General features: G+C 68.2%; 20 protein-coding genes. 10 read left to right on the plus strand and 10 right to left on the minus strand.

All coding sequences use genetic code 11. The features are described 5' to 3' along the window. Positions 1-9: 9 nt before the first annotated feature. Genes LE197_RS19480 through LE197_RS19490 form a run of 3 tightly spaced genes read right to left on the minus strand, consistent with a single transcriptional unit; the run spans position 10 to position 2,146 of the window. Complete coding sequence (locus tag LE197_RS19480; protein ID WP_003145747.1) at positions 10-333, minus strand: DUF3325 domain-containing protein; 324 nt, start codon at positions 331-333, stop codon at positions 10-12. After that, a complete protein-coding gene (locus tag LE197_RS19485) occupies positions 333-1,853 on the minus strand; it encodes a PepSY-associated TM helix domain-containing protein (RefSeq protein ID WP_003103038.1) in 1,521 nt (506 codons plus the stop codon). The genes LE197_RS19480 and LE197_RS19485 overlap by 1 nt, the downstream gene beginning before the upstream one ends. Next, complete coding sequence (locus LE197_RS19490) at positions 1,850-2,146, minus strand: DUF3649 domain-containing protein (RefSeq protein ID WP_016561570.1); 297 nt, start codon at positions 2,144-2,146, stop codon at positions 1,850-1,852. The genes LE197_RS19485 and LE197_RS19490 overlap by 4 nt, the downstream gene beginning before the upstream one ends. 655 nt (positions 2,147-2,801) lie before the next feature. Between LE197_RS19490 and LE197_RS19495 the strand changes: the two genes are divergently transcribed. Then, the gene (locus LE197_RS19495; protein WP_073666422.1) at positions 2,802-4,793 is read left to right on the plus strand and encodes a DEAD/DEAH box helicase; all 1,992 of its coding nucleotides are present in this window, start codon (positions 2,802-2,804) and stop codon (positions 4,791-4,793) included. Between the two features lie 13 nt (positions 4,794-4,806). Here the strand turns inward: LE197_RS19495 and LE197_RS19500 are convergent, their stop codons facing one another. Beyond that, positions 4,807-5,457, minus strand: a complete 651-nt coding sequence (locus LE197_RS19500) for a class I SAM-dependent methyltransferase (RefSeq protein ID WP_003118644.1) — start codon at positions 5,455-5,457, stop codon at positions 4,807-4,809. 117 nt (positions 5,458-5,574) lie between these two features. Between LE197_RS19500 and LE197_RS19505 the strand changes: the two genes are divergently transcribed. From LE197_RS19505 to prpD, 6 genes are all read left to right on the plus strand, one after another. Continuing rightward, the gene (locus tag LE197_RS19505; RefSeq protein WP_003085635.1) at positions 5,575-6,297 is read left to right on the plus strand and encodes a GntR family transcriptional regulator; all 723 of its coding nucleotides are present in this window, start codon (positions 5,575-5,577) and stop codon (positions 6,295-6,297) included. Positions 6,298-6,307: 10 nt separating this feature from the next. After that, positions 6,308-7,204, plus strand: a complete 897-nt coding sequence (gene prpB / locus LE197_RS19510; protein WP_003103044.1) for a methylisocitrate lyase — start codon at positions 6,308-6,310, stop codon at positions 7,202-7,204. A gap of 92 nt (positions 7,205-7,296) precedes the next feature. After that, on the plus strand, positions 7,297-8,424 hold the full coding sequence (prpC, locus tag LE197_RS19515) for a 2-methylcitrate synthase (RefSeq protein ID WP_003085628.1): 1,128 nt from the start codon (positions 7,297-7,299) through the stop codon (positions 8,422-8,424). 130 nt (positions 8,425-8,554) lie between these two features. Beyond that, positions 8,555-11,161 carry a Fe/S-dependent 2-methylisocitrate dehydratase AcnD gene (acnD, locus tag LE197_RS19520; RefSeq protein WP_003085627.1) on the plus strand — a complete coding sequence of 869 codons (2,607 nt, stop codon included), beginning with the start codon at positions 8,555-8,557 and terminating at the stop codon, positions 11,159-11,161. Positions 11,162-11,279: 118 nt separating this feature from the next. After that, positions 11,280-12,467, plus strand: coding sequence for a 2-methylaconitate cis-trans isomerase PrpF (gene prpF, locus LE197_RS19525; protein WP_003103056.1), 1,188 nt, complete (start codon positions 11,280-11,282; stop codon positions 12,465-12,467). A 134-nt stretch (positions 12,468-12,601) separates the two neighbouring features. Further along, positions 12,602-14,086 carry a 2-methylcitrate dehydratase gene (gene prpD, locus LE197_RS19530; protein WP_003103059.1) on the plus strand — a complete coding sequence of 495 codons (1,485 nt, stop codon included), beginning with the start codon at positions 12,602-12,604 and terminating at the stop codon, positions 14,084-14,086. On the opposite strand, the gene LE197_RS19535 is transcribed toward prpD, so the two are convergent. Beyond that, positions 14,064-14,852, minus strand: coding sequence for an AraC family transcriptional regulator (locus LE197_RS19535; protein ID WP_003103062.1), 789 nt, complete (start codon positions 14,850-14,852; stop codon positions 14,064-14,066). The two genes, prpD and LE197_RS19535, sit on opposite strands and share 23 nt — an antisense overlap. 106 nt (positions 14,853-14,958) lie before the next feature. Between LE197_RS19535 and LE197_RS19540 the strand changes: the two genes are divergently transcribed. Next, positions 14,959-15,774, plus strand: a complete 816-nt coding sequence (locus LE197_RS19540) for a sulfite exporter TauE/SafE family protein (protein WP_003145750.1) — start codon at positions 14,959-14,961, stop codon at positions 15,772-15,774. 125 nt (positions 15,775-15,899) lie between these two features. Here the strand turns inward: LE197_RS19540 and LE197_RS19545 are convergent, their stop codons facing one another. Together LE197_RS19545 and LE197_RS19550 are read right to left on the minus strand one after the other, a co-directional pair. Further along, entirely contained in the window at positions 15,900-17,315 is a 1,416-nt protein-coding gene (locus LE197_RS19545) for an amino acid permease (protein WP_003103066.1), read from the minus strand. A 430-nt stretch (positions 17,316-17,745) separates the two neighbouring features. Then, positions 17,746-17,955, minus strand: coding sequence for a hypothetical protein (locus tag LE197_RS19550; RefSeq protein ID WP_003147247.1), 210 nt, complete (start codon positions 17,953-17,955; stop codon positions 17,746-17,748). A 154-nt stretch (positions 17,956-18,109) separates the two neighbouring features. On the opposite strand from LE197_RS19550, the gene LE197_RS19555 reads away from it, so the two are divergent. Next, positions 18,110-21,235: a transglycosylase domain-containing protein gene (locus LE197_RS19555; protein ID WP_003123023.1), complete on the plus strand. Its 3,126-nt coding sequence runs from the start codon at positions 18,110-18,112 to the stop codon at positions 21,233-21,235. Between the two features lie 4 nt (positions 21,236-21,239). On the opposite strand, the gene LE197_RS19560 is transcribed toward LE197_RS19555, so the two are convergent. From LE197_RS19560 to azoR1, 3 genes are read right to left on the minus strand one after another with little or no spacing between them, the layout of a single operon-like run. Then, positions 21,240-22,403 (minus strand): AAA family ATPase, encoded by a 1,164-nt coding sequence (locus LE197_RS19560; protein ID WP_003109755.1) that lies wholly within the window; start codon positions 22,401-22,403, stop codon positions 21,240-21,242. Positions 22,404-22,458: 55 nt separating this feature from the next. Next, on the minus strand, positions 22,459-22,764 hold the full coding sequence (locus LE197_RS19565; protein ID WP_003103070.1) for a DMT family transporter: 306 nt from the start codon (positions 22,762-22,764) through the stop codon (positions 22,459-22,461). Between the two features lie 9 nt (positions 22,765-22,773). Next, positions 22,774-23,412 (minus strand): FMN-dependent NADH-azoreductase AzoR1, encoded by a 639-nt coding sequence (azoR1, locus tag LE197_RS19570; protein WP_003120774.1) that lies wholly within the window; start codon positions 23,410-23,412, stop codon positions 22,774-22,776. Positions 23,413-23,538: 126 nt separating this feature from the next. Here azoR1 and LE197_RS19575 point away from each other — a divergent pair, with 126 nt between their 5' ends. Next, positions 23,539-24,468, plus strand: a complete 930-nt coding sequence (locus tag LE197_RS19575; protein ID WP_003123025.1) for a LysR substrate-binding domain-containing protein — start codon at positions 23,539-23,541, stop codon at positions 24,466-24,468. The last annotated feature ends 25 nt before the right edge of the window (positions 24,469-24,493 follow it).

Raw genomic sequence — 24,493 nt, forward strand, 5'->3', positions numbered from 1 at the left:
GCGCGCCCTTCAGCGCAGCAGCGCCAGCACCCCGCCGAGCAACGGCACTCCGGCGGCGCAAGGCAATGCCCAGCGTGGCCGCCAGGCGAGCAGCAGGACCAGCGTGCCGGCCGCCAGCATCAGCAGGCAGGACCAGAAGACGATGCCGATCTCCACGCCCTGCCGGTGGATCGAGAAGGCCAGTGCCAGGCCCAGGTCGAGCAGCGCCACGCCGCGTAGCAGAAGCACCCGGGAAACCGACGGCTCGTGGCCGAGAAGGTTCTTGTGGTGGCGGTTCATGGCCAGGCAGAGAGCGGTGAAGGCCAGCAGGTTGAGGCCGAAGACCAGCAGCATCAGGCCACCTCCTGGACGTTCAGGCGTCGCCGGACGGGCTTGCTCGACGCTTGCCGACGTCGCCAACCTAGCCAGGCGCAGAGCAGGCCGAGGCCCAGCAGGCTGAGGTCGACGCCGGCCAGCACCCAGTCGCCGCGCTGCAGGCTGGCCAACAGGTTGCCTTCCGGGCTACGCAGCAGGCCGAGCAGCGGCAGGCCCAGCGCCAGCACGGCGGCGAGGCGCAGTTGCGTGCGACCGAGGGTCCCGCTGTTGCGGCGGACGATGGCCCACAGCGCGACCAGCGCCCAACTGGCGCAAAACACGCGGATCTCCCAGGTATCGCGGCCGGCCAGTTGCGTCGGCAGCAGGCGGTTGCCCCACAGCAGCGCCAGGCTGGCCAGCGGCAGGCCGCCGCAGACCGCCAGGTTCAGCGCCCGCACCAGACCAACGCCACGACTGCCGCGGACCTCACGCTTGGCCAGCCAGACCTGCAACCCGCCGAAGATCATCATCGCCCCGGACAGCCCGAGCAACAGGTACATCCAGCGCACCAACTGGCCGCCCCACTGGATCATGTGCAGGCCGGTCAGCCAGCCGTAGGTGGCGTAGCCGGGCGCATAGGACGGCTGGGCATGCAGCAGTTCGCCGCTGGAGGCATCGAAGTTGACCGTGCGCTGGTCGTCGAGGATGCGCGAGGCGTCGCGCCGGCGGATGTCCACGGTGGCCGCCTCGTCATAGGGATGGTGGACGCTGATCCAGCCCGGCGCGCCGCCGTCGCCCCAGACCTTGCCGGCCTCGACGATCAGGCCGTCGATGGACGCCGGCGGCCCCGCCGGGCGGCCGACTTCCTCGCGTTCGTAGGAGCCCTGCACTTCATGGAAGAAGCGCTCGCCATCGTTCTGGTAGACCACCTGCAGGCCCGCCTGCATGTAGTAGACGATGAAGATCACCAGGCCGGTGTAGGCGATCATCAGGTGGAACGGCAGGCCGATCACCCCCAGCACGTTGTGCGCGTCGAGCCAGGCGCGCTGCCGCGCCGCCTGCGGGCGCAGGGTGAAGAAGTCCTTGAAGATCCGCCGGTGCACGATGGTCCCGCTGACCAGCGCCACCAGCATCAGCATCCCGGCGATGCCGACGATGTACAGGCCGACCATGCCGGCGTGCAGGTCGTAGTGCAGGGTGAAGAAGAACTCGCCGCCGACTGTCTTCGGCAGCGGCTGGCCGCTCACCGCGTCCAGCTGAAAGACCTTGAACTCGCTGCCGTCGCGTGGCTCCCAGCCGGCGTTCCAGTAGGGCGCCCGCTCGCTCGGCGGCAGCATCCACCAGGCATGGGCATCGGGGGCGCGCTGGCGCAACCAGTCGCGCACCTGGTCGGCGCCCAGCGACTGCGCGCCGGGCAGGTGCAGGTCCGGCTGCATCCAGCGGGTCAGCTCCTTGTCGAAGCTGGCCAGGCTGCCGGCGAAGACGATGACGAACAGCAGCCAGCTGACCAGCAGCCCCGACCAGGTATGCAGGCCGGACATCGATTGACGCAGGTTCATGGACGCGCTCCGTAGTCGAGGCCGAGCCAGGCCAGGCCGCCCAGCGCCAGGCTGGCCAGCGCCAGCACCCAGCAGGCGCGCCAGGCGCTGCGCGCGGCGAAGACGTAGACGATGGCCGCGACCCACACGGCGAAGCAGCCGAGGCTGCCGAACGAGACCCGGTCGGGACGCGGCAGCGGCAGGTAGATGCTCAGGCAGGCGGTGACCGCATAGGCCAGCGCGTAGCCAAGCAGGACCGCGACGAGGATGCGGCCGGTGACGGACAGTCCGCCGGCCAGGGCCTGGCTGGTCATGGGGCGGCGTCCCGCGTGGAAACAGGGCCTTGCATCGTCGCTACCTCGTCTGGCTGGCACGGCGACGCCGCGCTCGCGGGTGGCGAGGCGGTCGTCGATTCGGAAGGTTTGCGACTGTATCTCAATTACGTTCGCATTTGTACTTGCTCCAGACGACCGCCAGGTCGCGTCGCGCCAGGGATTGCCGGGGTCCGACGAGTGCGGGTCGTATCCCGTCGCATTCGTCCGCCGCGCCATACGTCCATCTCCGCTCTGCGCAAGCGCGCCGAGCTTGGTAATATCGGCTGTTTGCGGTTTCGGCTGGTTTCGCCGAAGGACATACCGGATGACTTCACCCTCCGCCCCAGACACCCAGCTCAGCCTGGCCATCGACCCGGCCCGGCCGTATGCGCGGCTGACCCTCGGCAGCCACGTGCACAGCGGCTACGACCTGCGCAGCGGACGCATGCAGAGCATTTCCCGGCACCGTGCGGCGCTGGCCTTCATCTATGCCGGCGAGGCGGTTTCCGGGCGTCCCGGCAGCGAGCCACGGGAGGCCCAGCGGCGTATCGAACGGCGTCCGGCGCACGAGCAGGAATACCGCGAGACCCTGCGCCGCCTCGGCTTCAAGCCGGCGACCCGGCGCAGCGACGCGCTCGAGGAGAGCGCCGGCGAGATGTTCGAACTGCCCGGCGACAACGCCTGGCTGCACTTCATGCAGGACGACCTGCCGCGCCTGCGCCAGCAAGGCTGGTTCATCGACATCCGCGCCGACTTCGCCTACGACCTGACGCCCATCGACGCCTGGTACGCCGAGGTCGAGGAAGCCGACGACCGCCAGTGGTTCGAGCTGGAACTGGGCATCCAGGTCGCCGGCCAGCGGGTCAGCCTGCTGCCGGCGCTGACCGAACTGATCCGCCGCAGTCCGGCCCTGCTCGATCCGCGCGCCCTCGCCCGGCACGCCGACGAAGAGCAACTGGTGCTGCGCCTGGAACTCAACCCGCCGCTGCGCGTGGCGCTGCCCTTCGGCCGCCTGAAGCCGGTGCTGGCGGCGCTTTCCGACTTCTACCTGGGCGACCCCGAACCGCAGCGCAAGCTGCGCCTGGGCGCACCGGACGCGGCGCGCCTGGCCGATCTCGACGAGTTGCCGCTGGCCTGGGAAGGCGGCGACAACCTGCGCGACTTCGCCCGCCGCCTACGCAGTTTCCAGGCTCGTCCGGCGACCCCGCCGCAAGGCCTGCGCGCCGAACTGCGGCCCTACCAGCTCGAAGGCCTGAGCTGGATGCAGACCCTGCGCGAACTCGACAGCGGCGGCGTGCTGGCCGACGACATGGGGCTGGGCAAGACCTTGCAGTCGCTGGCCCACGTGCTCCTGGAAAAGCAGGCCGGGCGGCTCGACACGCCGGCGCTGGTGGTGATGCCCACCAGCCTGATCCCCAACTGGCTGGACGAGGCCGAGCGCTTCGCCCCCGATCTGTGCGTGCTGGCCCTGCACGGCGCCGGCCGGCGCCGCGACTTCGCCCGCATCGACGAGCACGACCTGGTGCTGACCACCTATGCCCTGCTGCCACGCGACGCCGCCGAGCTGGGCAAGCGGCGGTTCCACCTGCTGATCCTCGACGAGGCGCAGAACATCAAGAACGCCACCACCAAGGCCGCCGTCGCCGCCCGCGAGCTGGCGGCACGGCATCGCCTGTGCCTGACCGGCACGCCGCTGGAGAACCACCTCGGCGAACTCTGGTCGCTGTTCCATTTCCTGATGCCCGGCTGGCTCGGCGACGCCCGCCAGTTCGCCCAGGACTACCGCACGCCGATCGAGAAGCACGGCGACGAGGCACGCCTCAGTCACCTGGCCGCGCGCCTGCGGCCGTTCCTGCTGCGACGGACCAAGGAACAGGTGGCCTCGGAACTGCCGCCGAAGAGCGAGTTCACCCAGTTCGTCGAACTCAGCGAGGCGCAACGCGAACTCTACGAAACCGTGCGCCTGGCGCTGGACCGCAAGGTCCGCGAGGAGATCGCCCGGCGCGGCCTGGCGCGCAGCCGCATCGTGATCCTCGAGGCGCTGCTCAAGCTGCGCCAGGTCTGCTGCGACACGCGCCTGCTGCAACGCCAGGAAGACGGCGCGCGCAGCGGCCGGGCGCTCAGCTCGGGCAAGCTGGCCTACCTGCTCGACATGCTCGACGAACTGATCGCCGAGGGTCGCCGGGTCCTGCTGTTCTCGCAGTTCACCTCGATGCTCGCGCTGATCGAGGACGCCCTGCGCCAGCGCGGCGTCGACTACGTCCTGCTGACCGGCGAGACCCGCGACCGCCGCGCCCCGGTACAGCGCTTCCAGAGCGGCAAGGTGCCGGTGTTCCTGATCAGCTTGAAGGCAGGCGGGGTCGGCCTCAACCTGACCGCGGCGGACACCGTGATCCACTACGATCCCTGGTGGAACCCGGCGGTGGAGAACCAGGCCAGCGACCGCGCCTACCGCATCGGCCAGGACAAGCCGGTGTTCGTCTACCGGCTGATCGCCCGCGGCACGGTGGAAGAGAAGATCCAGCACCTGCAGCAGGAAAAGGCCGCCCTCGCCGACGGCCTGTTCAGCGAAGGCAACGGCGACGGCTGGAAGCTCGACGAGGCCGATATCGACGCGCTGTTCGCGCCCTTGCCCAAGGCGCTCTGAGGGCCGCCCGGATTCAGCGCGCGACGCCGCGGTAGACGTAGGTCATCGGCCGCGGCCCGGGCAGGTAGCCCTGTTCCAGCTCGTCGATGCGAAAGCCGGCCTCGCGCAGCAAGGCCGGCATGTCGCGGTCCAGATGGCAACCGCCGGCCAGCGGTTTCCACCAGGGCGTCAGGCGCCGTTGCCAGGCCAGCACCGAGGCGTCCGGCGCGCGCCCGTGCTCGCAGAACAGCAATTCGCCGCCACGCTTCAGCACCCGACGCATCTCGCCCAGCGCCGGCAGCGGCGCGGCGATGGAGCAAAGGGTGAAAGTGCAGACGATGGTGTCGAAGCTTTCCGCCTCGGCGCGGATCTCGCCAAGCTCGAGGGCGACCATTTCCACCGGGATGCCGATTTGCGCCGCGCGCTCGCGGGCCAGCGCCTGCATTTGCGCGGCCGGGTCGACGCCGACGATCGCCGACACCTTCGCCGCGTCGTAGAAGCCCAGGTTGAGCCCGGTGCCCAGACCGATCTCCAGCACCCGCCCATGGGCGCGCGGCACCAGCAGCGAACGCTGCTTCATCACGTCGCCCATGCCGCAGGCGAAGTCGATCAGGCGCGGCAACACGTAACGGTCATAGATGCCCACGAAACTCTCTCCTGGCACAGCGGCTGGAGGGGAAAGCATAGACCAGCGATGCATTAGACGATTGTCGACAATCAAGCGACGAATGATTGACCCCACGCAATCCAGGCGGTAGCTTTCGCAAACATTGTCGACACATCGACCCGGACAGCCAGTACCATGACCCAGAACCCGCCCCCTCTCGAGATTGCCCATGACGACGGAGAGACCTTGTCGGAACACGTCTTCCGCAAGATCCAGAGCGCCATCGTCAGCGGCGAGATCGCGCCGGGCAGCAAGATCTCCGAGCCGGAGCTGGCGCGCACCTACGGCATCAGCCGCGGCCCGCTGCGCGAGGCGATCCACCGCCTGGAAGGCCTGCGCCTGCTGGTGCGGGTGCCGCATGTCGGGGCGCGGGTGGTGTCGCTGAGCCACGCCGAGCTGATCGAGCTCTACGAGATCCGCGAGTCCCTGGAAGGCATGGCCTGCCGACTGGCCGCCGAGCGCATGAGCCAGGCCGAGATCGACGAGTTGCGCCGAGTGCTCGACACCCACGAGCGCGACGAGGCGTTCCAGGCCGGGCGCGGCTATTACCAGCAGGAAGGCGACTACGACTTCCACTACCGGATCATCCAGGGCAGCGGCAACGCCACTCTCACCCGCATGCTCTGCGGCGAGCTCTACCAACTGGTGCGGATGTACCGCATCCAGTACTCGACCACGCCGAACCGGCCGCGCCAGGCCTTCGCCGAACACCACCGCATTCTCGACGCCATCGCCGACCGTGACGGCGAACTGGCCGAGCTGCTGATGCGCCGCCACATCAGTGCGTCGCGCCGCAATATCGAGCGCCAGCTGGAACCCCAGCCGGCGAAGCTCGCCTCCGCTTCCTCCACCGTCTAAGAGGTCCGTGATGAGCCAGACGTCCCTTACCCCCGGCCAGCGCTTCCGCGAAGCCGTGGCCACCGAACACCCGCTGCAGGTGGTCGGCACCATCAACGCCAACCACGCCCTGCTGGCCAAGCGCGCCGGCTTCAAGGCCATCTACCTGTCCGGCGGCGGCGTCGCCGCCGGTTCCCTGGGCCTGCCGGACCTGGGTATCAGCGGCCTCGACGACGTGCTCACCGACGTGCGCCGGATCACCGACGTCTGCGACCTGCCGCTGCTGGTGGACGTCGACACCGGCTTCGGCTCCTCGGCGTTCAACGTCGCCCGCACGGTGAAGTCGATGATCAAGTTCGGCGCCGCCGCGATGCATATCGAGGACCAGGTCGGCGCCAAGCGCTGCGGCCATAGGCCGAACAAGGAGATCGTCTCGCAGCAGGAGATGGTCGACCGCATCAAGGCCGCCGTCGATGCCCGTAGCGACGACTCCTTCGTGATCATGGCGCGCACCGACGCGCTGGCCGTGGAAGGCCTGCAGGCCGCCATCGACCGCGCCTGCGCCTGTGTCGAGGCCGGTGCCGACATGATCTTCCCGGAAGCCATGACCGAACTGGCCATGTACAAGGAATTCGCCGCCGCGGTGAAGGTGCCGGTGCTGGCCAACATCACCGAGTTCGGCGCCACCCCGCTGTTCACCACCGACGAACTGGCCTCCGCCGACGTGTCCCTGGTGCTCTACCCGCTGTCGGCCTTCCGCGCCATGAACAAGGCGGCGGAGAACGTCTACACCGCGATCCGTCGCGACGGCACCCAGAAGAATGTGATCGATACCATGCAGACCCGCATGGAGCTGTACGATCGCATCGATTACCACAGCTTCGAGCAGAAGCTCGACGCGCTCTTCGCGCAGAAGAAGAACGCCTGAACATCGAGCCCGGCGTGCGCCTGAGCGCCGGTCCGCGAACCCCGTGAAACCGAGTTGCAGCATCCAGAAAAAGTTCAAGAAAGGAGAGAGCAATGGCTGAAGCAAAAGTACTGAGTGGCGCCGGCCTGCGTGGCCAGGTGGCCGGTCAGACAGCCCTGTCCACCGTCGGCCAGGAAGGCGCCGGCCTGACCTACCGTGGCTACGACGTCCGCGACCTGGCGGCGGCGGCGATCTTCGAGGAAGTCGCCTACCTGCTGCTCTACGGCGAACTGCCGAACAAGCAACAGCTCGACGCCTACCTGAAGAAGCTCCAGGGCCAGCGCGACCTGCCGCAGGCGCTGAAGGAAGTTCTCGAACGGATTCCCAAGGACGCCCACCCGATGGACGTGATGCGCACTGGCGCCTCGGTCCTCGGCACCCTGGAACCCGAGCTGAGCTTCGACCAGCAGCGCGACGTCGCCGACCGCCTGCTCGCCGCCTTCCCGGCGATCATGACCTACTGGTACCGCTTCACCCACGAAGGCCAGCGCATCGACTGCAACAGCGACGAGCCGACCATCGGCGGGCACTTCCTCGCCCTGCTCCACGGCAGGAAGCCCAGCGAGCTGCACGTGAAGGTGATGAACGTCTCGCTGATCCTCTACGCCGAGCACGAGTTCAACGCATCCACCTTCACCGCGCGGGTCTGCGCCTCGACCCTGTCCGACCTGTACTCCTGCGTCACCGGCGCCATCGGCTCGCTGCGCGGCCCGCTGCACGGCGGCGCCAACGAGGCGGCGATGGAACTGATCGAACGCTTCTCTTCGCCGCAGGAAGCCACCGCCGAGCTGCTGAAGATGCTCGAGCGCAAGGACAAGATCATGGGCTTCGGGCATGCCATCTACAAGGATTCCGACCCGCGCAACGAAGTGATCAAGGGTTGGTCGAAGCAGCTCGCCGACGAGGTCGGCGACAAGGTCCTGTTCGCGGTTTCCGAAGCCATCGACAAGACCATGTGGGAGCAGAAGAAGCTGTTCCCCAATGCCGACTTCTACCACGCCTCGGCGTATCACTTCATGGGCATCCCGACCAAGCTGTTCACGCCGATCTTCGTCTGCTCGCGGACCAGCGGCTGGACCGCCCACGTCTTCGAACAGCGCGCCAACAACCGCATCATCCGCCCGAGCGCCGAGTACACCGGCGTCGAGCAGCGCGCGTTCGTGCCGCTGGAGCAACGCTGATCCACGCCGTCCGGCGCGCCGAACGCGAGCGCGCCGGACGGTTGCCGCACCCAGAATTCGAAAGACCGGCGTGGGCTGCGCCACGGCGCGAGCGACACGCTTCCGAACACCCCGTGATTGAGTCCGAGCCATGAACAGCGCACACCGCAAACCGCTCCCCGGCACCCGCCTGGACTACTTCGACGCCCGCGAGGCGGTCGAGGCGATCCAGCCCGGTGCCTACGCCAAGCTGCCCTATACCTCCCGCGTGCTCGCCGAGAACCTGGTGCGCCGCTGCGACCCGGCGACCCTGGAGGCTTCGCTGCGCCAACTGGTCGAGCGCAAGCGCGACCTCGACTTCCCCTGGTACCCGGCGCGGGTGGTCTGCCATGACATCCTCGGGCAGACCGCGCTGGTCGACCTCGCCGGCCTGCGCGACGCCATCGCCGACAAGGGCGGCGACCCGGCCCAGGTCAACCCGGTGGTGCCGGTGCAACTGATCGTCGACCACTCGCTGGCGGTGGAATGCGGCGGCTACGACCCCGAGGCCTTCGCCAAGAACCGCGCCATCGAGGACCGCCGCAACGAGGACCGCTTCCACTTCATCGACTGGACCAAGCAGGCCTTCCGCAACGTCGACGTGATCCCGCCGGGCAACGGCATCATGCACCAGATCAACCTGGAGAAAATGTCGCCGGTGATCCAGGCGCGCGACGGCGTGGCCTTCCCCGATACCTGCGTGGGCACCGACAGCCATACCCCGCACGTCGACGCCCTGGGCGTGATCGCCATCGGCGTCGGCGGCCTGGAAGCGGAAAACGTGATGCTCGGCCGCGCCTCCTGGATGCGCCTGCCGGACATCGTCGGCGTCGAGCTGAGCGGCCGTCGCCAGCCGGGCATCACCGCCACCGACGTGGTGCTGGCCCTGACCGAGTTCCTGCGCAAGCAGAAGGTGGTCGGCGCCTACCTGGAGTTCTACGGCGAAGGCGCCTCCAGCCTGACCCTCGGCGACCGCGCGACCATCTCCAACATGGCTCCGGAATACGGCGCCACCGCGGCGATGTTCGCCATCGACCAGCAGACCATCGACTACCTGCGCCTCACCGGCCGCGACGACGAGCAGGTCGCCCTGGTGGAGGCCTATGCGCGCACCGCCGGACTCTGGGCCGACAGCCTGGTCGACGCCGAGTACGAGCGGGTACTGAAGTTCGACCTGTCCAGCGTGGTGCGCAACATGGCCGGCCCGTCCAATCCGCACGCCAGGGTCGCCACCAGCGAACTGGCGGCGAAAGGCATCGCCGGCAACCTCGAGCGGGCCCGCGCCGAGGAAGCCGAGGGCCTGATGCCGGACGGCGCGGTGATCATCGCCGCGATCACCAGTTGCACCAACACCAGCAACCCGCGCAACGTGATCGCCGCCGGCCTGCTGGCGCGCAACGCCGACCGCCTCGGCCTGGTCCGCAAGCCATGGGTGAAGACCTCGCTGGCACCCGGCTCCAAGGTGGTCACCGAATACCTGCGCGAAGCCGGCCTGCTGCCGCACCTGGAAGCCCTCGGCTTCGGCGTGGTGGCCTACGCCTGCACGTCTTGCAACGGCATGTCCGGCGCCCTCGACCCGGCGATCCAGCAGGAGATCGTCGAGCGCGACCTGTACGCCACCGCGGTGCTCTCCGGCAACCGCAACTTCGACGGGCGCATCCACCCCTACGCCAAGCAGGCCTTCCTCGCCTCGCCGCCGCTGGTGGTGGCCTACGCCATCGCCGGGACCATCCGCTTCGACATCGAGCGCGACGTGCTCGGCGTGGTGGACGGCAAGGAGATCCGCCTGAAGGACCTCTGGCCGAGCGACGAGGAGATCGACGCGGTGGTCAGGGCGGCGGTGAAGCCCGAGCAGTTCCGCCAGGTCTACATCCCGATGTTCGACATCACCCACGGCGAGCGCGAGAAGGTCGACCCGCTCTACGCCTGGCGCCCGACGAGCACTTACATCCGCCGCCCGCCGTACTGGGAAGGCGCCCTCGCCGGCGAACGCACCCTGCGCGGCATGCGCCCGCTGGCGGTGCTGCCGGACAACATCACCACCGACCACCTGTCGCCGTCCAACGCGATCCTCGCCGACAGCGCGGCGGGCGAATACCTGGCGAAAATGGGCCTGCCCGAGGAGGACTTCAACTCCTACGCCACCCACCGCGGCGACCACCTCACCGCACAACGCGCGACCTTCGCCAACCCGAAGCTGTTCAACGAGATGGTGCGCAACGCCGACGGCAGCGTGAAGCAGGGTTCGCTGGCGCGGGTCGAGCCGGAAGGCAAGGTGATGCGCATGTGGGAAGCCATCGAGACCTACATGGAGCGCAAGCAGCCGCTGATCATCGTCGCCGGCGCCGACTACGGGCAGGGTTCTTCGCGCGACTGGGCAGCCAAGGGCGTGCGCCTGGCCGGGGTGGAGGCGATCGTCGCCGAGGGCTTCGAGCGCATCCACCGCACCAACCTGATCGGCATGGGCGTGCTGCCGCTGGAGTTCAAGCCGGGTACCACCCGCCTGACCCTGGGGATCGACGGCAGCGAGACCTTCGACGTGCTCGGCGCTCGCCGGCCGCGCGCCGACCTGACCCTGGTCATCCACCGGCGCGACGGGGAGCGGCTCGAAGTGCCGGTGACCTGCCGCCTGGACAGCGACGAGGAAGTCTCCATCTACGAAGCCGGCGGCGTACTGCAACGCTTCGCCCAGGACTTCCTGGAGGCGGCCGGCGCCTGATGGTGCCGGCGAAACACCCTGGTAGGACGGACGACGCATAGCGTCATCCGCCGACGACCGGCAGCGGCTGTCGAACGCAGCCGCTGCCCCTGAATTCGATTGCCGAGGACGACGACGCATGGCCCACCCACCCCAGATCCGCATCCCCGCCACCTACCTGCGCGGCGGCACCAGCAAGGGCGTGTTCTTCCGCCTGGAAGACCTGCCGGAATCCTGCCGGGTCCCCGGCGAGGCGCGCGATCGGCTGTTCATGCGGGTGATCGGCAGCCCCGACCCCTATGCCGCGCACATCGACGGGATGGGCGGCGCCACCTCCAGCACCAGCAAGTGCGTGATCCTCTCGAAGAGCAGCCAGCCGGGCCATGACGTCGACTACCTCTACGGCCAGGTCTCCATCGACAAGCCCTTCGTCGACTGGAGCGGCAACTGCGGCAACCTCTCCACCGGGGCCGGCGCCTTCGCCCTGCACGCCGGGCTGGTGGATCCGGCGCGGATACCGGAAGACGGCATCTGCGAGGTGCGCATCTGGCAGGCCAATATCGGCAAGACCATCATCGCCCACGTGCCGGTGAGCGGCGGCCAAGTCCAGGAAACCGGCGACTTCGAGCTGGACGGAGTGACCTTCCCGGCGGCCGAGATCGTGCTGGAGTTCCTCGACCCGTCCGACGACGGCGAGGACGGCGGCGCCATGTTCCCCACCGGCAACCTGGTGGACGATCTGGAGGTGCCGGGGGTCGGTACCTTCAAGGCGACCATGATCAACGCCGGGATTCCCACGGTGTTCGTCAATGCCGAGGAGATCGGCTACCGCGGCACCGAGCTGCGCGAAGAGATCAACGGAGACCCGCAGCAACTGGCGCGCTTCGAACGGATCCGCGTCGCCGGCGCCCTGCGCATGGGCCTGATCAAGACCCCCGAGGAAGCCGCGACCCGCCAGCACACGCCGAAGATCGCCTTCGTCGCCCCGCCCCGCGACTACCGCACCGCCAGCGGCAAGCTGGTGGCGGCCGGCGATATCGACCTGCTGGTCCGCGCGCTGTCCATGGGCAAGCTGCACCACGCGATGATGGGTACCGCGGCGGTGGCCATCGGCACCGCCGCAGCCATTCCCGGCACCCTGGTGAACCTCGCCGCCGGCGGCGGCGAACGCAGCGCGGTACGCTTCGGCCATCCCTCCGGCACCCTGCGAGTGGGCGCCGAGGCCAGCCAGGCGAACGGCGAATGGACGGTGACCAAGGCGATCATGAGCCGCAGCGCGCGAATCCTCATGGAAGGCTGGGTGCGCGTACCCGGCGACGCCTTCTGAACCGACCTATCCTTGCTCCGGCCTTCCGCCACCGCGAAAGGCCGGGGCGTCTTGCAGCCACGACAAGAAAAACCATCCCCGAACCAGCCTGACCCGAGAGGAAACCCACCACTTACGAACCACTGGAGTACGCGATGAGTGCCAACGTCGATCTCAACCAACGTCCCGACTACGACGCCGTCCTGCAGGACATAGCCGACTACGTGCTGGACTACCGCATCGATTCCACGGAGGCCCTGGACACCGCCCGCAACTGCCTGATGGATACCCTCGGCTGCGGCCTGCTGGCGCTGCGCTTCCCGGAATGCACCAAGCACCTCGGCCCGCTGGTCGAGGGCACCCTGGTCCCGCACGGCGCGCGGGTGCCGGGCACCTCCTTCCGGCTCGACCCGGTCAAGGCCGCCTGGGACATCGGCTGCATCGTCCGCTGGCTGGACTACAACGACACCTGGCTGGCCGCCGAGTGGGGCCATCCCTCGGACAACCTCGGCGGCATCCTCGCCGTCGCCGACCACCTCTCGCAGAAACGCCTGGCCAACGGCGAAGCGCCGCTGAGCATGCGCCAGGTACTGGAAGCGATGATCATGGCCCACGAGATCCAGGGCGTGATCGCCCTGGAGAACTCGTTCAATCGCGTCGGCCTCGACCATGTGCTGCTGGTCAAGGTCGCGTCCACCGCCGTCTGCGCCAAGCTGATGGGGGCCGACCGCGAGCAACTGCTGGCCGCCCTCTCCCACGCCTTCGTCGACGGCCAGGCCCTGCGCACCTACCGTCACGCACCGAACGCCGGCTCGCGCAAGTCCTGGGCCGCTGGCGACGCGACGAGCCGCGGCGTGCGCCTGGCGGACATCGCCTTGCGCGGCGAGATGGGCATTCCCGGCGTGCTCAGCGCGCCGCAGTGGGGTTTCTACGATGTCCTGTTCAGCCACACCAGCAAGGACCTGGCGACCAAGCCCGAGGACAAGCGGCGCTTCAGCTTCCCCCAGGGCTACGGCAGCTACGTGATGGAAAACGTGCTGTTCAAGATCAGCTTCCCCGCCGAATTCCACGCGCAGACCGCCGCCGAGGCCGCCGTGCGCCTGCATCCGCTGGTGAAGGACCGCCTGCAACGGATCAGCCGCATCGTCATCACCACCCACGAGTCGGCGATCCGCATCATTTCCAAGGTCGGCCCGCTGGCCAACCCCGCCGACCGCGACCATTGCCTGCAGTACATGACCGCCGTGCCGCTGATCTTCGGCGACCTGGTGGCCGAGCACTACGAGGACGCCTTCCACGCCGCCCACCCGCTGATCGACCGCTTGCGCGAGAAAATGGAGATCGTCGAGGAGCCGCGCTACAGCCGTGAATACCTGGAGGCGGACAAGCGCTCCATCGCCAACGCCGTGGAAGTGTTCTTCGACGACGGCAGCAGCACCGGCCAGGTCGCCGTGGAGTACCCGCTCGGCCATCGCCGCCGGCGCGCCGAAGGCATTCCGCTGCTGCAGGAGAAGTTCAAGGCCAACCTGGCCACGCGCTTCCCGCCGCAGCGCTGCCAGAGGATCTTCGACCTGTGCAGCCACCAGGCATCGCTGGAAGCCACGCCGGTGAACCGCTTCATGGACCTCCTGGCGATCTGAGCGCGCCCGCCTGGAAGGCGCTGGGCGGCTGGCCGAGGACCCGGCGGAACATGGTCGAGAAGGCTGCCGGGCTCTGGTAGCCGCAGTCCAGGGCGATGGCGGTGACCGTTTCGCCGCCGGCCAGCCGCGCCAGTGCCTGCACCACGCAGGCGCGTTGCTTCCAGGCACCGAAGCTGAGGCCGGTGTAGCGACGGAAGGTGCGGTTGAAACTGCGCAGGCTGGTATGCAGCAACCCGGCCCAGCGTTCGGCGCTGGCGCGGATGTCGGGCTCGACGAGGAACGCCTCGCAGAGCGCCAGCCAGCGCGGCTCGGGCGGCAAGGGCACGTGCAGCGGCAGCGTCTCGGCCGCCGCCAGCTCATGGAGCAACAGCGTCGCCAACGCGCCGTCGCGACCTTCGGTGTCGTATTCCAGGGGCATGTCCACCGCCGCCAGCAACAGTTGCCGCAGCAGCGGCGACACAGCCAGCACCTGGCAGTGCGCCGGCATCGCCATGGCGCTGCCGGGCTCGATGTACAGGCTGCGGGTGCTCACCCCGAGCATTCGCACCTCGTGCTCGACGCCCGGCGGAATCCACACTGCGCGCTGTGGCGGCACCACCCAACCGGCGTCGCCGGTACGCACCTGCATCACCCCGCTGGCACCGTACAGCAATTGCGCGCGACGATGCCGATGGCGCGGCAGCAGGTAGCCGTCGGGATAGTCGGTACCCATGGCCACCACGGCCCGGGGCGTGGCGTCGTACTGCTCGATGGAAGCGTTGCGCATGGTCGAAGCACCTGGCCGAAACGCGAATAGTATTGGCCAACCTCGCGAAGCGGGCCAGTCCCGGGACGCCTAAGCTGGCCTTCCGCTCTCGCTCCGGAAACCCGCCATGTTCTATCTCCTGCTCTTTCTCTGCGGCTGCCTCACCGGGGTCAGCGCCGTGTTGTTCGGCTTTGGCGGCGGCTTCGTGGTGGTGCCGCTGCTCTATCACCTGCTGCAACTCGGTCGCGCCGCCGACGACCCGCTGGCCCAGGCGGCCATGCAGGTCGCGGTGGCCACCTCGACCTGCGTGATGATCGTCAATGCTGCCCTCGCCACCTATCGCCACCGGCGCGCCGGCAGCCTGCTGCGCGCCTATGTCTGGCCGCTGGGCGGGTACATCGGTATCGGCGCGGTGCTTGGCGCGGCGCTGGTCGGCCTGGCCAGCGGCGACTTCATTCGCCTGGCCTTCGTCGCCTACCTCGCCATCACCATCCTCGACTGCCTGTTGCGTCGCGGCTTCCTCAGCCGCGCCGAGGAGCGCCAGGCGCGGCCGCTGGGCGTCGGCGAGACGCGCCTGGGCGGAACGCTGATCGGTGCGATCGCCACCTTCCTCGGCGTCGGAGGCAGCGTGATGACCGTACCACTGCTGCGCCGCTGCGGGCTGAGCATGACCCAGGCGACCTCCATGGCCAACCCGCTGAGCCTGCCGGTGGCTCTTGGCGGCACCCTTACCTACCTGGTCCTGGCCGGCTACCAGGAGCAAGGCCTGGGCCGAGGCTTCGTCGGCTACATCGACCTGCTGGCCTTCGCCACCCTGGCCGGCGGCGGCTGGCTCGGCATCCGCCTGGCGACCCCGCTGATCGGGCGGATTCCCGATGCGCTGCATGCACGGGTGTACGTCGGCCTGCTGGCGGCGGTGATGCTGAGCATGCTGGCGGGCTGATGCCCCAGCCTGGGTAGGGCGAATAACGCCAACGGCGTTATCCGCCGGATGCACCGGACCGGATATCGGCGCAACGAAAAAAGGGCCTCGTCCGAGGCCCCTTTTCTTTTCCGGCGCTACACCGCTCAGGACGCCGCGCGGCTTACCGAGCCGGTGCCGGCAGGCTCCTTCGGCGCCAGGTTGAAGGCGTAGTACAGGACGGTCAGCAGCAGGATGAACGGCGGGCCGATGTAGAGGGCGATGCGGGTGTCCTCGAAGAAGGCCATCAGCACCACCACCATCACCAGGAACGCCAGCGCCAGGTAGGAACTGACCGGGTACAGCCACATGCGGTATTGCAGCTTGTCGCACTCGGCCGGGCTGAGCGTCTTGCGGAAGCGCAACTGGGCCAGCAGGATCATCGCCCAGGTCCAGATCGCGCCGAAGGTGGCGATGGAAGTCACCCAGACGAATACCTTCTCCGGCACCAGGTAGTTCAGCAACACGCCCAGCAGCAGCGCCAGGATCGACAGGATCAGCGCCCGGCGCGGTACGCCGCTGCGCGAGGCCTTGCCGAAGAAGGCCGGGGCCTGGCGATGCTGGGCCAGGCTGTAGAGCATGCGCCCGGTACTGAAGATGCCGCCATTGCAGGACGACAGTGCGGCGGTGATCACCACGAAGTTGATGATCCCGGCGGCGGTCTTGATGCCCATGCGCTCGAAGGTCATCACGAAGGGGCTGCCCTGGGTGCCGATCTCGTTCCACGGATAGAGCGACATGATCACGAACAGCGAGCCGACATAGAACAGCAGGATGCGCCAGAACACCGAGTTGATCGCGCTGGGAATGGTCTTGGTCGGGTTACGCGCTTCGCCGGCGGTGAGGCCGATCATTTCCACCCCGAGGTAGGCGAACATCACCATCTGCAGCGACATCAGCACGCCCTGGATGCCATTGGGCATGAAGCCGCCGTGGGCCCAGAGGTTGGAGATGCCGGTGGCGATGCCGTCGTTGCCGAAGCCGAAGGCGATCATGCCGATGCCGACCACCACCATCGCCAGGATGGTGACGATCTTGATCAGGGCGAACCAGAACTCGAACTCGCCGAAGGCACGCACCGCGATGAGGTTGATCGTGCCCATGCTCGCCAGGGCCGCCAGGGCCCAGATCCAGCGCGGCACGTCGGGGAACCAGATACCCATGTAGACGGCGACGGCGGTGATTTCGGCGACACAGGTCACCAGCCAGAGGAACCAGTAGTTCCAGCCGGTGATGAAGCCCGCCAGCGGGCCCAGGTAGTCCTTGGCGTACTGGCTGAAGGAACCGGCCACCGGATTGTGTACCGCCATCTCGCCGAGGGCGCGCATGATCACCAGGATCGCCAGGCCGCCGAGGATGTAGGAGATCATGATGGCCGGGCCGGCCATCTGGATGGCCTTCGCCGAGCCCAGGAACAGGCCGACGCCGATACAGGCGCCGAGCGCCATCAGGCGGATGTGTCGCTCACCGAGCTCGCGCTTCAGGGAGCCGTCTTGAACCTTCTGTTCGCCGACAGACGACATGGGAACAACCTCATTTTGTTATTGAGATAGATCAGTTGCGGACTCGCTCGTGCGGTCGGGGTAGGGAAGCGGATTTCGCCAACGGCGCGGCCCCTGCGCGATACCGCACAGCGGGCGACGACGGGGCGTCATAGGTTCCAGGACTGCACACCGGAAGAGGCTGTCCGCTCTCGTGGAGCGAACGTGGGCATTGCGGGAGTCGACTACAACTGAGGTCGGGCCGGAGTTTTACACAAGATTTCAAGGCCGTCATGCCCCGCGATGGGGCAACTGGACCAAAGGCGTAAGGACCGCCAACGCTGAATGGATTCACTCCCTGGGCCGCGCGCGCGGCAGCAGGGACAGCGGCCGGCCGAGCCGGGAGTGGACGGTTTCGCGCTGGCCTTGCAGGCGCCAGCTGCGCTCGAGCAGCCGGCTGCGCTGCATGGGGTCAGCGCAGGGGTTCGCGGCAGCGGAGATCGCGGTAGGGGCCGTCGAGCCTGACCCAGCCGTCTCCCGGCGAGGTCTGCATGCAGGCGACCTGACCGTCGAGCTTGCTCTGCCATTTGTAGAAGGGCGCCGGCGCGGCCTGCGCCGCGAGGCCGGAGAAACCCGCCAGGACGACACCGACGAGAAGGGAGAAAAGTGTGCGCATCGACATTCCGGACCCGAAACACAAGGAACTCAGACAGACACTCTAACCCCTGCGCCACGCCGCTCCAATCCTCGGTCGTCCGATTGCCGCCGGGGAGATTTTCCTTGCACGAATGACAGCAGGGTTGCAGCGGGACAACTAGACTTCCCCCCAGGTGCGGATGAATTGCGCAGCTACAGGCGGTGCGAGCATGGGTGCATCAGAACGATCCACGAACGACCCTTCCGAGCTGCAACCCTGCAGTCTCCCTGCCTCCGCTTCTCCTCGAAAAAGCCGTCTCCGCCAACGCCTGATGCTGATCGGCTTCGCCTTGCCGATCCTCGCCGCGGTGGGCATCGTGGTACTTCACGAAGCGCACACCTCGCGGCTGCAGGCACGCGAGCTGGCACGCTATGCCGCGACCCTGGACTACGAGGTGCGCCAGGGTCCCAGCGAGGCCATCCTGTTCCCGGCGGACGGCCCCTTCGACCGCCGCCTCGGCTACCAGTTGCTGCCTTCGTTCATGCAGCGCCTGTACGACCGCGACTACGCCATCACCCGCCAGGCGCACTTCTCCCCGGCACTGATGCGCTACGCCGAACACCGGCTGTTCCCGCCCTACGCGGAAAAGGCCCAGGCCGGGCTGGACATCGCCGATTGCCGCGGCGTGCCGATCTACGACTTCCGCTATCCGCAACGGCGCTACGCGAACTTCGCCAGCCTGCCGCCGCTGGTGGTGCAGAGCCTGCTGTTCATCGAGAACCGCGACCTGCTCGATCACGAACGCCCCTACCTCAACCCGGCGGTGGACTGGGGTCGCTTCACCCAGGCGGCGCTGTCGCAGGTCGGCAAGATGCTCGGCTTCAGCGCGCACTCCTCCGGCGGCAGCACCCTGGCGACCCAGATCGAGAAATACCGCCACTCTGCCGAAGGGCGCACCGGCAGCATCGGCGACAAGCTGCGGCAGATGCTCTCGGCCAGCGTACGCAGCTATCGCGAAGGCCCGGCCAACTTCGCCGCGCGCCAGGACATCGTGCTCACCTACCTCAACTCGGTGCCGCTGTCGGCGGCGCCGGGCTACGGCGAGGTCACCGGCCTGGCCGATGGCCTGTGGGTCTGGTACGGCGCCGACTACCGGCAGGTCGGCGAGGCACTCGACGGCAAGGCCGGACTCGCCGCCCAGGGCCTGGCCCTGCGCCAGGTGCTGGCGCTGATGATCGCCCACCGCCGGCCTTCCTTCTATCTGGCGCCGCGCGGCCGCGACGAGCTGGACCGGATGACCGACAGCCACCTGCGGGTCCTGACCCAGGCCGGCGTCATCGAGGCGCCGTTACGCGATGCGGCGCTGGCGCAGAAGCTGGCGTTCCGCGACCCACGCAGCCAGCCGACGGTGCAACCGCTGCCGACCAACAAGGGCGTGACCCTGGCTCGCACCCGCCTGGCCGGGATGCTCGGCGTGCCACTCTACGACCTCGACCGTCTCGACCTGCGGGCCAATACCACCCTCCAGCACGAGTTGCAGGAAAGCGTCACCGCCTACTTGCAGAAACTCGCCGACCCGGACTACGCCGCCCAGCTCGGGCTGATCGGCGAACGCCTGCTGACCCCGACCTCGACCCGCTCGGTACGCTACAGCTTCACCCTGTTCGAACGTACGCCGAGCGGCAACCAGGTGCGGGTGCAGACCGACAACACCGACCAGCCCTTCGACATCAACGAAGGCAGCAAGCTGGAGTTGGGCTCCACCGCCAAGCTACGGGTGCTGGCCAGCTACCTGGAGACCGTCGCGCAGATCCACCGCGACTATGGCGGCATGAGCGTCGCCGAGCTGCGCAAGGTGGAAGTGGAGCCGCTCGATTTCATCCTCCGCTGGGGCATCGACTACCTGGTCGCCAGCCGCGACCGCGATCTTTCCGCGATGCTCCAGGCGGCCATGGAACGGCGCTATTCGGCCAGCCCCTACGAGAGCTTCTTCACCGGCGGCGGGCTGCACACCTTCAACAACTTCCGCAAGGAAGACAACGGCCGCCGGCCGATGCTGCTGGAAGCCCTGCGCGAATCGATCAACCTGCCCTTCGTGCGCCTGCTGCGCGACCTGATCCGCCACGATATCTACCAGAACGCCGGGAGCAAGGTGCAGTTGCTGGCCGACGACAAGGACCCGCGCCGCGCCGACTACCTCGACCGTTTCGTCGACAAGGAAAGCCAGGTCTACCTGCGCCGCTTCTGGGTCAAGTACCGCGACAAGGACGCCAACCAGCGCCTGGAGACCTTCCTCGACGGCCTGCGTCCCTGGCCGGTGCGGCTGGCCGCGATCCACCGCTACCTGCAGCCACAGGCAGACCTGGCGAGCTTCAGCGCCTTCCTCCGCGAACGCCTGCCCCGCGGCAGCCTGACCGACAAGCGCGCCGCCGAGCTGTACGAGCGCTACGGCCCGGGCAAGTTCAACCTCAACGACCAGGGCTACGTCGCCCGCGTGCACCCGCTGGAGCTATGGCTGCTCGGCTATCTGCAGAAGCAGCCGCAGGCGACCTTCGGCGAGGCGGTGGCGGCCAGCGGCGCCGAGCGCAAGGAGGTCTACGGCTGGCTGTTCAAGTCGCGGCACAAGAACGCCCGCGACAAGCGCATCCGCATCCTGCTGGAGGTGGAGGCCTTCCTCGACCTGCACCAGCAATGGAAGAAACTCGGCTATCCCTTCGATCACCTGGTGCCCTCCTACGCCACCGCCCTGGGCAGCTCCGGCGACCGCCCGGCGGCGCTGGCCGAACTGATGGGGATCATCGTCAACGATGGCGTGCGCATGCCGACCCTGCGCCTGGAGCACCTCGACTTCGCCCTGGGTACGCCCTACGAGACGCGCTTCGCCCCGGAAGCCACCCTCGGCCAGCGGGTGATGACCTCGGAGGTCGCCACGACCCTGCGCAACGCGCTGTCCCAGGTGGTCGACGCCGGCACCGCGCGGCGCCTGCAAGGCACCTTCAGCCGTCCGGACGGCGCGCCACTGGTGATGGGCGGCAAGACCGGCACCGGCGACAACCGCCTGCAGACCTTCAGCGCCGGCGGCCACGTGCGCAGTTCGAAGGCACTGAACCGCACCGCCACTTTCGTCTTCTACATCGGCCCGCGGCACTTCGGTACCCTCACCGCCTACGTCGACGGCAGCGAGTCGAGCCAGTTCAAGTTCACCTCGGCCCTGCCAGTGCAGGTACTCAAGGGCATGGCACCGCTCCTCAGGGACTACCTCGACCCACGCACCGCCACCCGCTGCCAGGTACCGTTGTCGCCGCAACAGATCGGCCGCCTGTAGCGGTTCAGCGCACCGGCCAGTACCAGGCCGGTCGGTCCAGCTCGCGCAGCCCCTGGATGCGGGTCTCGCCGAAGTCCTTCTCCAGCCCCAGCGAATGGCATTCCGGGTGCTCTTCGAGCGTCGCGACAAGCCGCGCGGCGTGCGACACCACCAGCACCTGGGAGTGCTGCGCGGCCTGGCCGACCAGGCGCCCGAGGGCCGGCAGCAGGTCGGGATGCAGGCTGGTTTCCGGTTCGTTGAGCACCAGCAGCGCCGGCGGCCGCGGCGACAACAGGGCGGCGATCCACAGCAGGTAGCGCAGGGTGCCGTCCGACAGCTCCGCGGTGCGCAGCGGCCGCAGCAGGCCGGGCTGCTCGATCAGCACTTCGAAGCGCCCTCCCGGGTTGTCGATGTGCAGGCGGCTGCCGGGAAAGGCATCGTCCACCGCCTCGTCCAGCGCCGCCGCATCACCGATCTCGCGGATGGTCTGCAGGGCCGCGGCCAGGTCGGCGCCGTCGGCGCCCAGCACCGGCGTATGGGTGCCGATCTGCGGCCGCCGCGCCGGTGCCTCGGCGTCGCTGCGGAAATGGTCGTAGAAGCGCCAGGAGCGGATCCGCTCGCGCAGGCCGAGCAGTTCCGGCACCTGTCGCGGGTCCACCGCCGCGCCCAGCATGCTGTCGAAGGTGGCGAGGTGCTGCGCCGCCACTTCCCAGCGACCGCCGCCGCCGCGTGCGCGCAACAACGGCCCGCGACGGTCGACGAGGACATTGGCCGGGCGCAGGAACGGGCCGGCCCAGATGCATTCGCGCTTGATCACCGGGTCGAGACCGAACTTGCTCTGGCTTGGCTCCGGCAGGCCGAGGTCGATGCAATAACCGAAATCCTCCCCGGCGAAGCCCAGGCGCAGGTTCACCGACTGCCGGCGCACGCTGCCTTCGATCGGCTGGGCGCCACTGCGCATGGCCCGGCTGATGTCCTCCGGTCCCGCCCACAGGGTCGATGGCAGGCCGCCCTCGCGCGCCAGCGACGGGATCACTTCGCCGCGCGCGCTGTCCGCCAGCAGGCGCAAGGCCCGGTAGACGTTGGACTTGCCGGCGCCGTTGGCGCCGGTGATCAGGTTCAGGCGCCGCAGCGGCATCACCAGGTCGCGCAGGGTGCGGTAGTTGGACACCGCCAGGGTGGTCAGCATGGCTGCTCTCGAAGGAACGGAAACGCGGCCGATTGTAGGCCAAATGCCGCATCGCTTACTTGAGCCCGGCCACCCCGGCGACGATCAACCCGACAGAAACCAGCTTCACCGCCGTCAGGCTCTCGCCAAGCAGCAGGACGCCGAGGAACACCGTGCCCAGCGAGCCGATCGCGGTCCAGATCGGATAGGCGACGCTGACCGGCAACTCGCGCAGCGCCAGGGTCAGGAAATAGATCCCGCCGATCGCCGCGACCACCGTCAGCAACGACGGCCAGAGTCTGCCGAAGCCGTTGGAGAACTTCATGCCCATGGCGAAGGCGACCTCGAAGGCCGCCGCCACCAGCAGATGGAACCAGGCCATGGCGGCTCCTCAGGCCGACCGCGCCAGCGCCAGCAGGCGCTGTTCCGCCTCGGCGCAGGAGTCCTCGAAGGACCTGCCGCCGGATTCCTCGCCTTCCGCCGCGACCACCGTGACCTCGTCGATGCCGATGAAACCCAGCGCGGTGCGCAACCAGGGATCGGCGTGGTTCATCGCCTGGTTCTCGCCGCCCGGGCCGAAGCCATGGCCACCGCGACTGGTGACGATCAGCGCACGCTTGCCACGCAGCAGCGGCCGGTACTGGGCGACGCCATTGTCGAGGACGAAATCGAAGGTCACCCCGAGGCGCACGATCTGGTCGATCCAGGCCTTCAGGCCGCTGGGCACGCTGAAGTTGTACATCGGCGTGGAGATCACCAGCAGGTCGCTGTCGAACAGTTCGCCGACCAGTTGGTCGCTCAGCGCCAGGTCGGCCTGCATCGCCAGCGAACGCTGTTCCGGCTGGGGATGGAAGGCGGCGGCGACGAAGGCCTCGGTGACCGCCGGAAGCGGTACCCGGCCGACTTCGCGGCGCGCCACGCGGGCCTGCGGATGGGCTTCGCGATAGGCCGCCAGGAAAACCTCGGCGAGACGCCGGGACTGCGAGCGCTCGCCTCGCGGACTGGCATGCACTGCAAGAATTCTACTCATCTGTATCTCCTTGGATTCGGCTAGACTCGAATGGCCTCAAGGCCCTTCTCCTGGAGCCAGAAATTATTGGCAGCGGGGGTTCCCGACAAATGAGCAATAGTTGTTCAGGGTGAATTCAGTTCACCCATGGAGATTCCAATGTTCGCTTCCCTGCCGCTGACCGCGTTGCGCACCTTCGAATCGGCGGCCCGCCAGTCGAGCTTCAAGGCCGCCGCCGAGGAGCTTGCGGTAACGCCAACCGCGGTTTCCCACCAGATCCGTTCGCTGGAAGCCTGGCTCGGCGTTCCGCTGTTCCAGCGCCTGCCACGGAAAGTGCGCCTGACCGACTGCGGCGAACGGCTGTTCCGCAGCCTGCACGGGGCCCTGCTGGAAATTTCGCAGAGCGTCGACACGCTGCGTCCGCAGCGCAGCGTAGGCAACCTGACGGTCTCCACCACCCCGGCCTTCGCCGCCCTCTGGCTGGTGCCGCGTCTCGGCCGCTTCTACGCCGCGCACCCGCAGATCAACCTGCGCCTGGACACCAACTGCGAAGTCCTCGACCTGCACCAGGACGCCAGCATCGACCTGGTGATCCGCTACAGCCTCGACGACCATCCGAACTTCTACGGTCTCTGCCTGTTCGACGAATGCTTCGCGGTCTACGGCTCGCCGGCCCAGGTCGCCCTGGCCGCAGAACGGCAGCCGACCCTGATCAGCGTGCGCTGGCACAACTCCAGGCTCTACGCCCACGGCTGGGAGGCCTGGTGCGCGCAGGCCGGCGAAGACTGGATGGAGGGCCAGCCGGTGATCCGCCAGTACGACGAGGAGCACTATGCCCTGCAGGCGGCCATCGCCGGCCAGGGACTGGTGCTGGCCAGTTCGATCCTGGTTTCGGAAAGCGTCGCCAGCGGCCTGCTGCAACCCTACAGAGCGGATATCAGTGTCGACGGCGCCGGCTACAGCGCGCTATGCGTGCCCGGACGGGAACGTCATCCGCCGGTGAAGGCATTCTTCGAATGGCTGAGGCTGGAGGCACGACAGTCGGGGCACGCTTGCCGGCTGGAGCGGGACGCCTGAGCGGCGCGGCGGGACAGGGACAACG

The organism is Pseudomonas sp. PS1(2021) (genome assembly GCF_020405165.1).
GTDB lineage: Bacteria > Pseudomonadota > Gammaproteobacteria > Pseudomonadales > Pseudomonadaceae > Pseudomonas > Pseudomonas aeruginosa.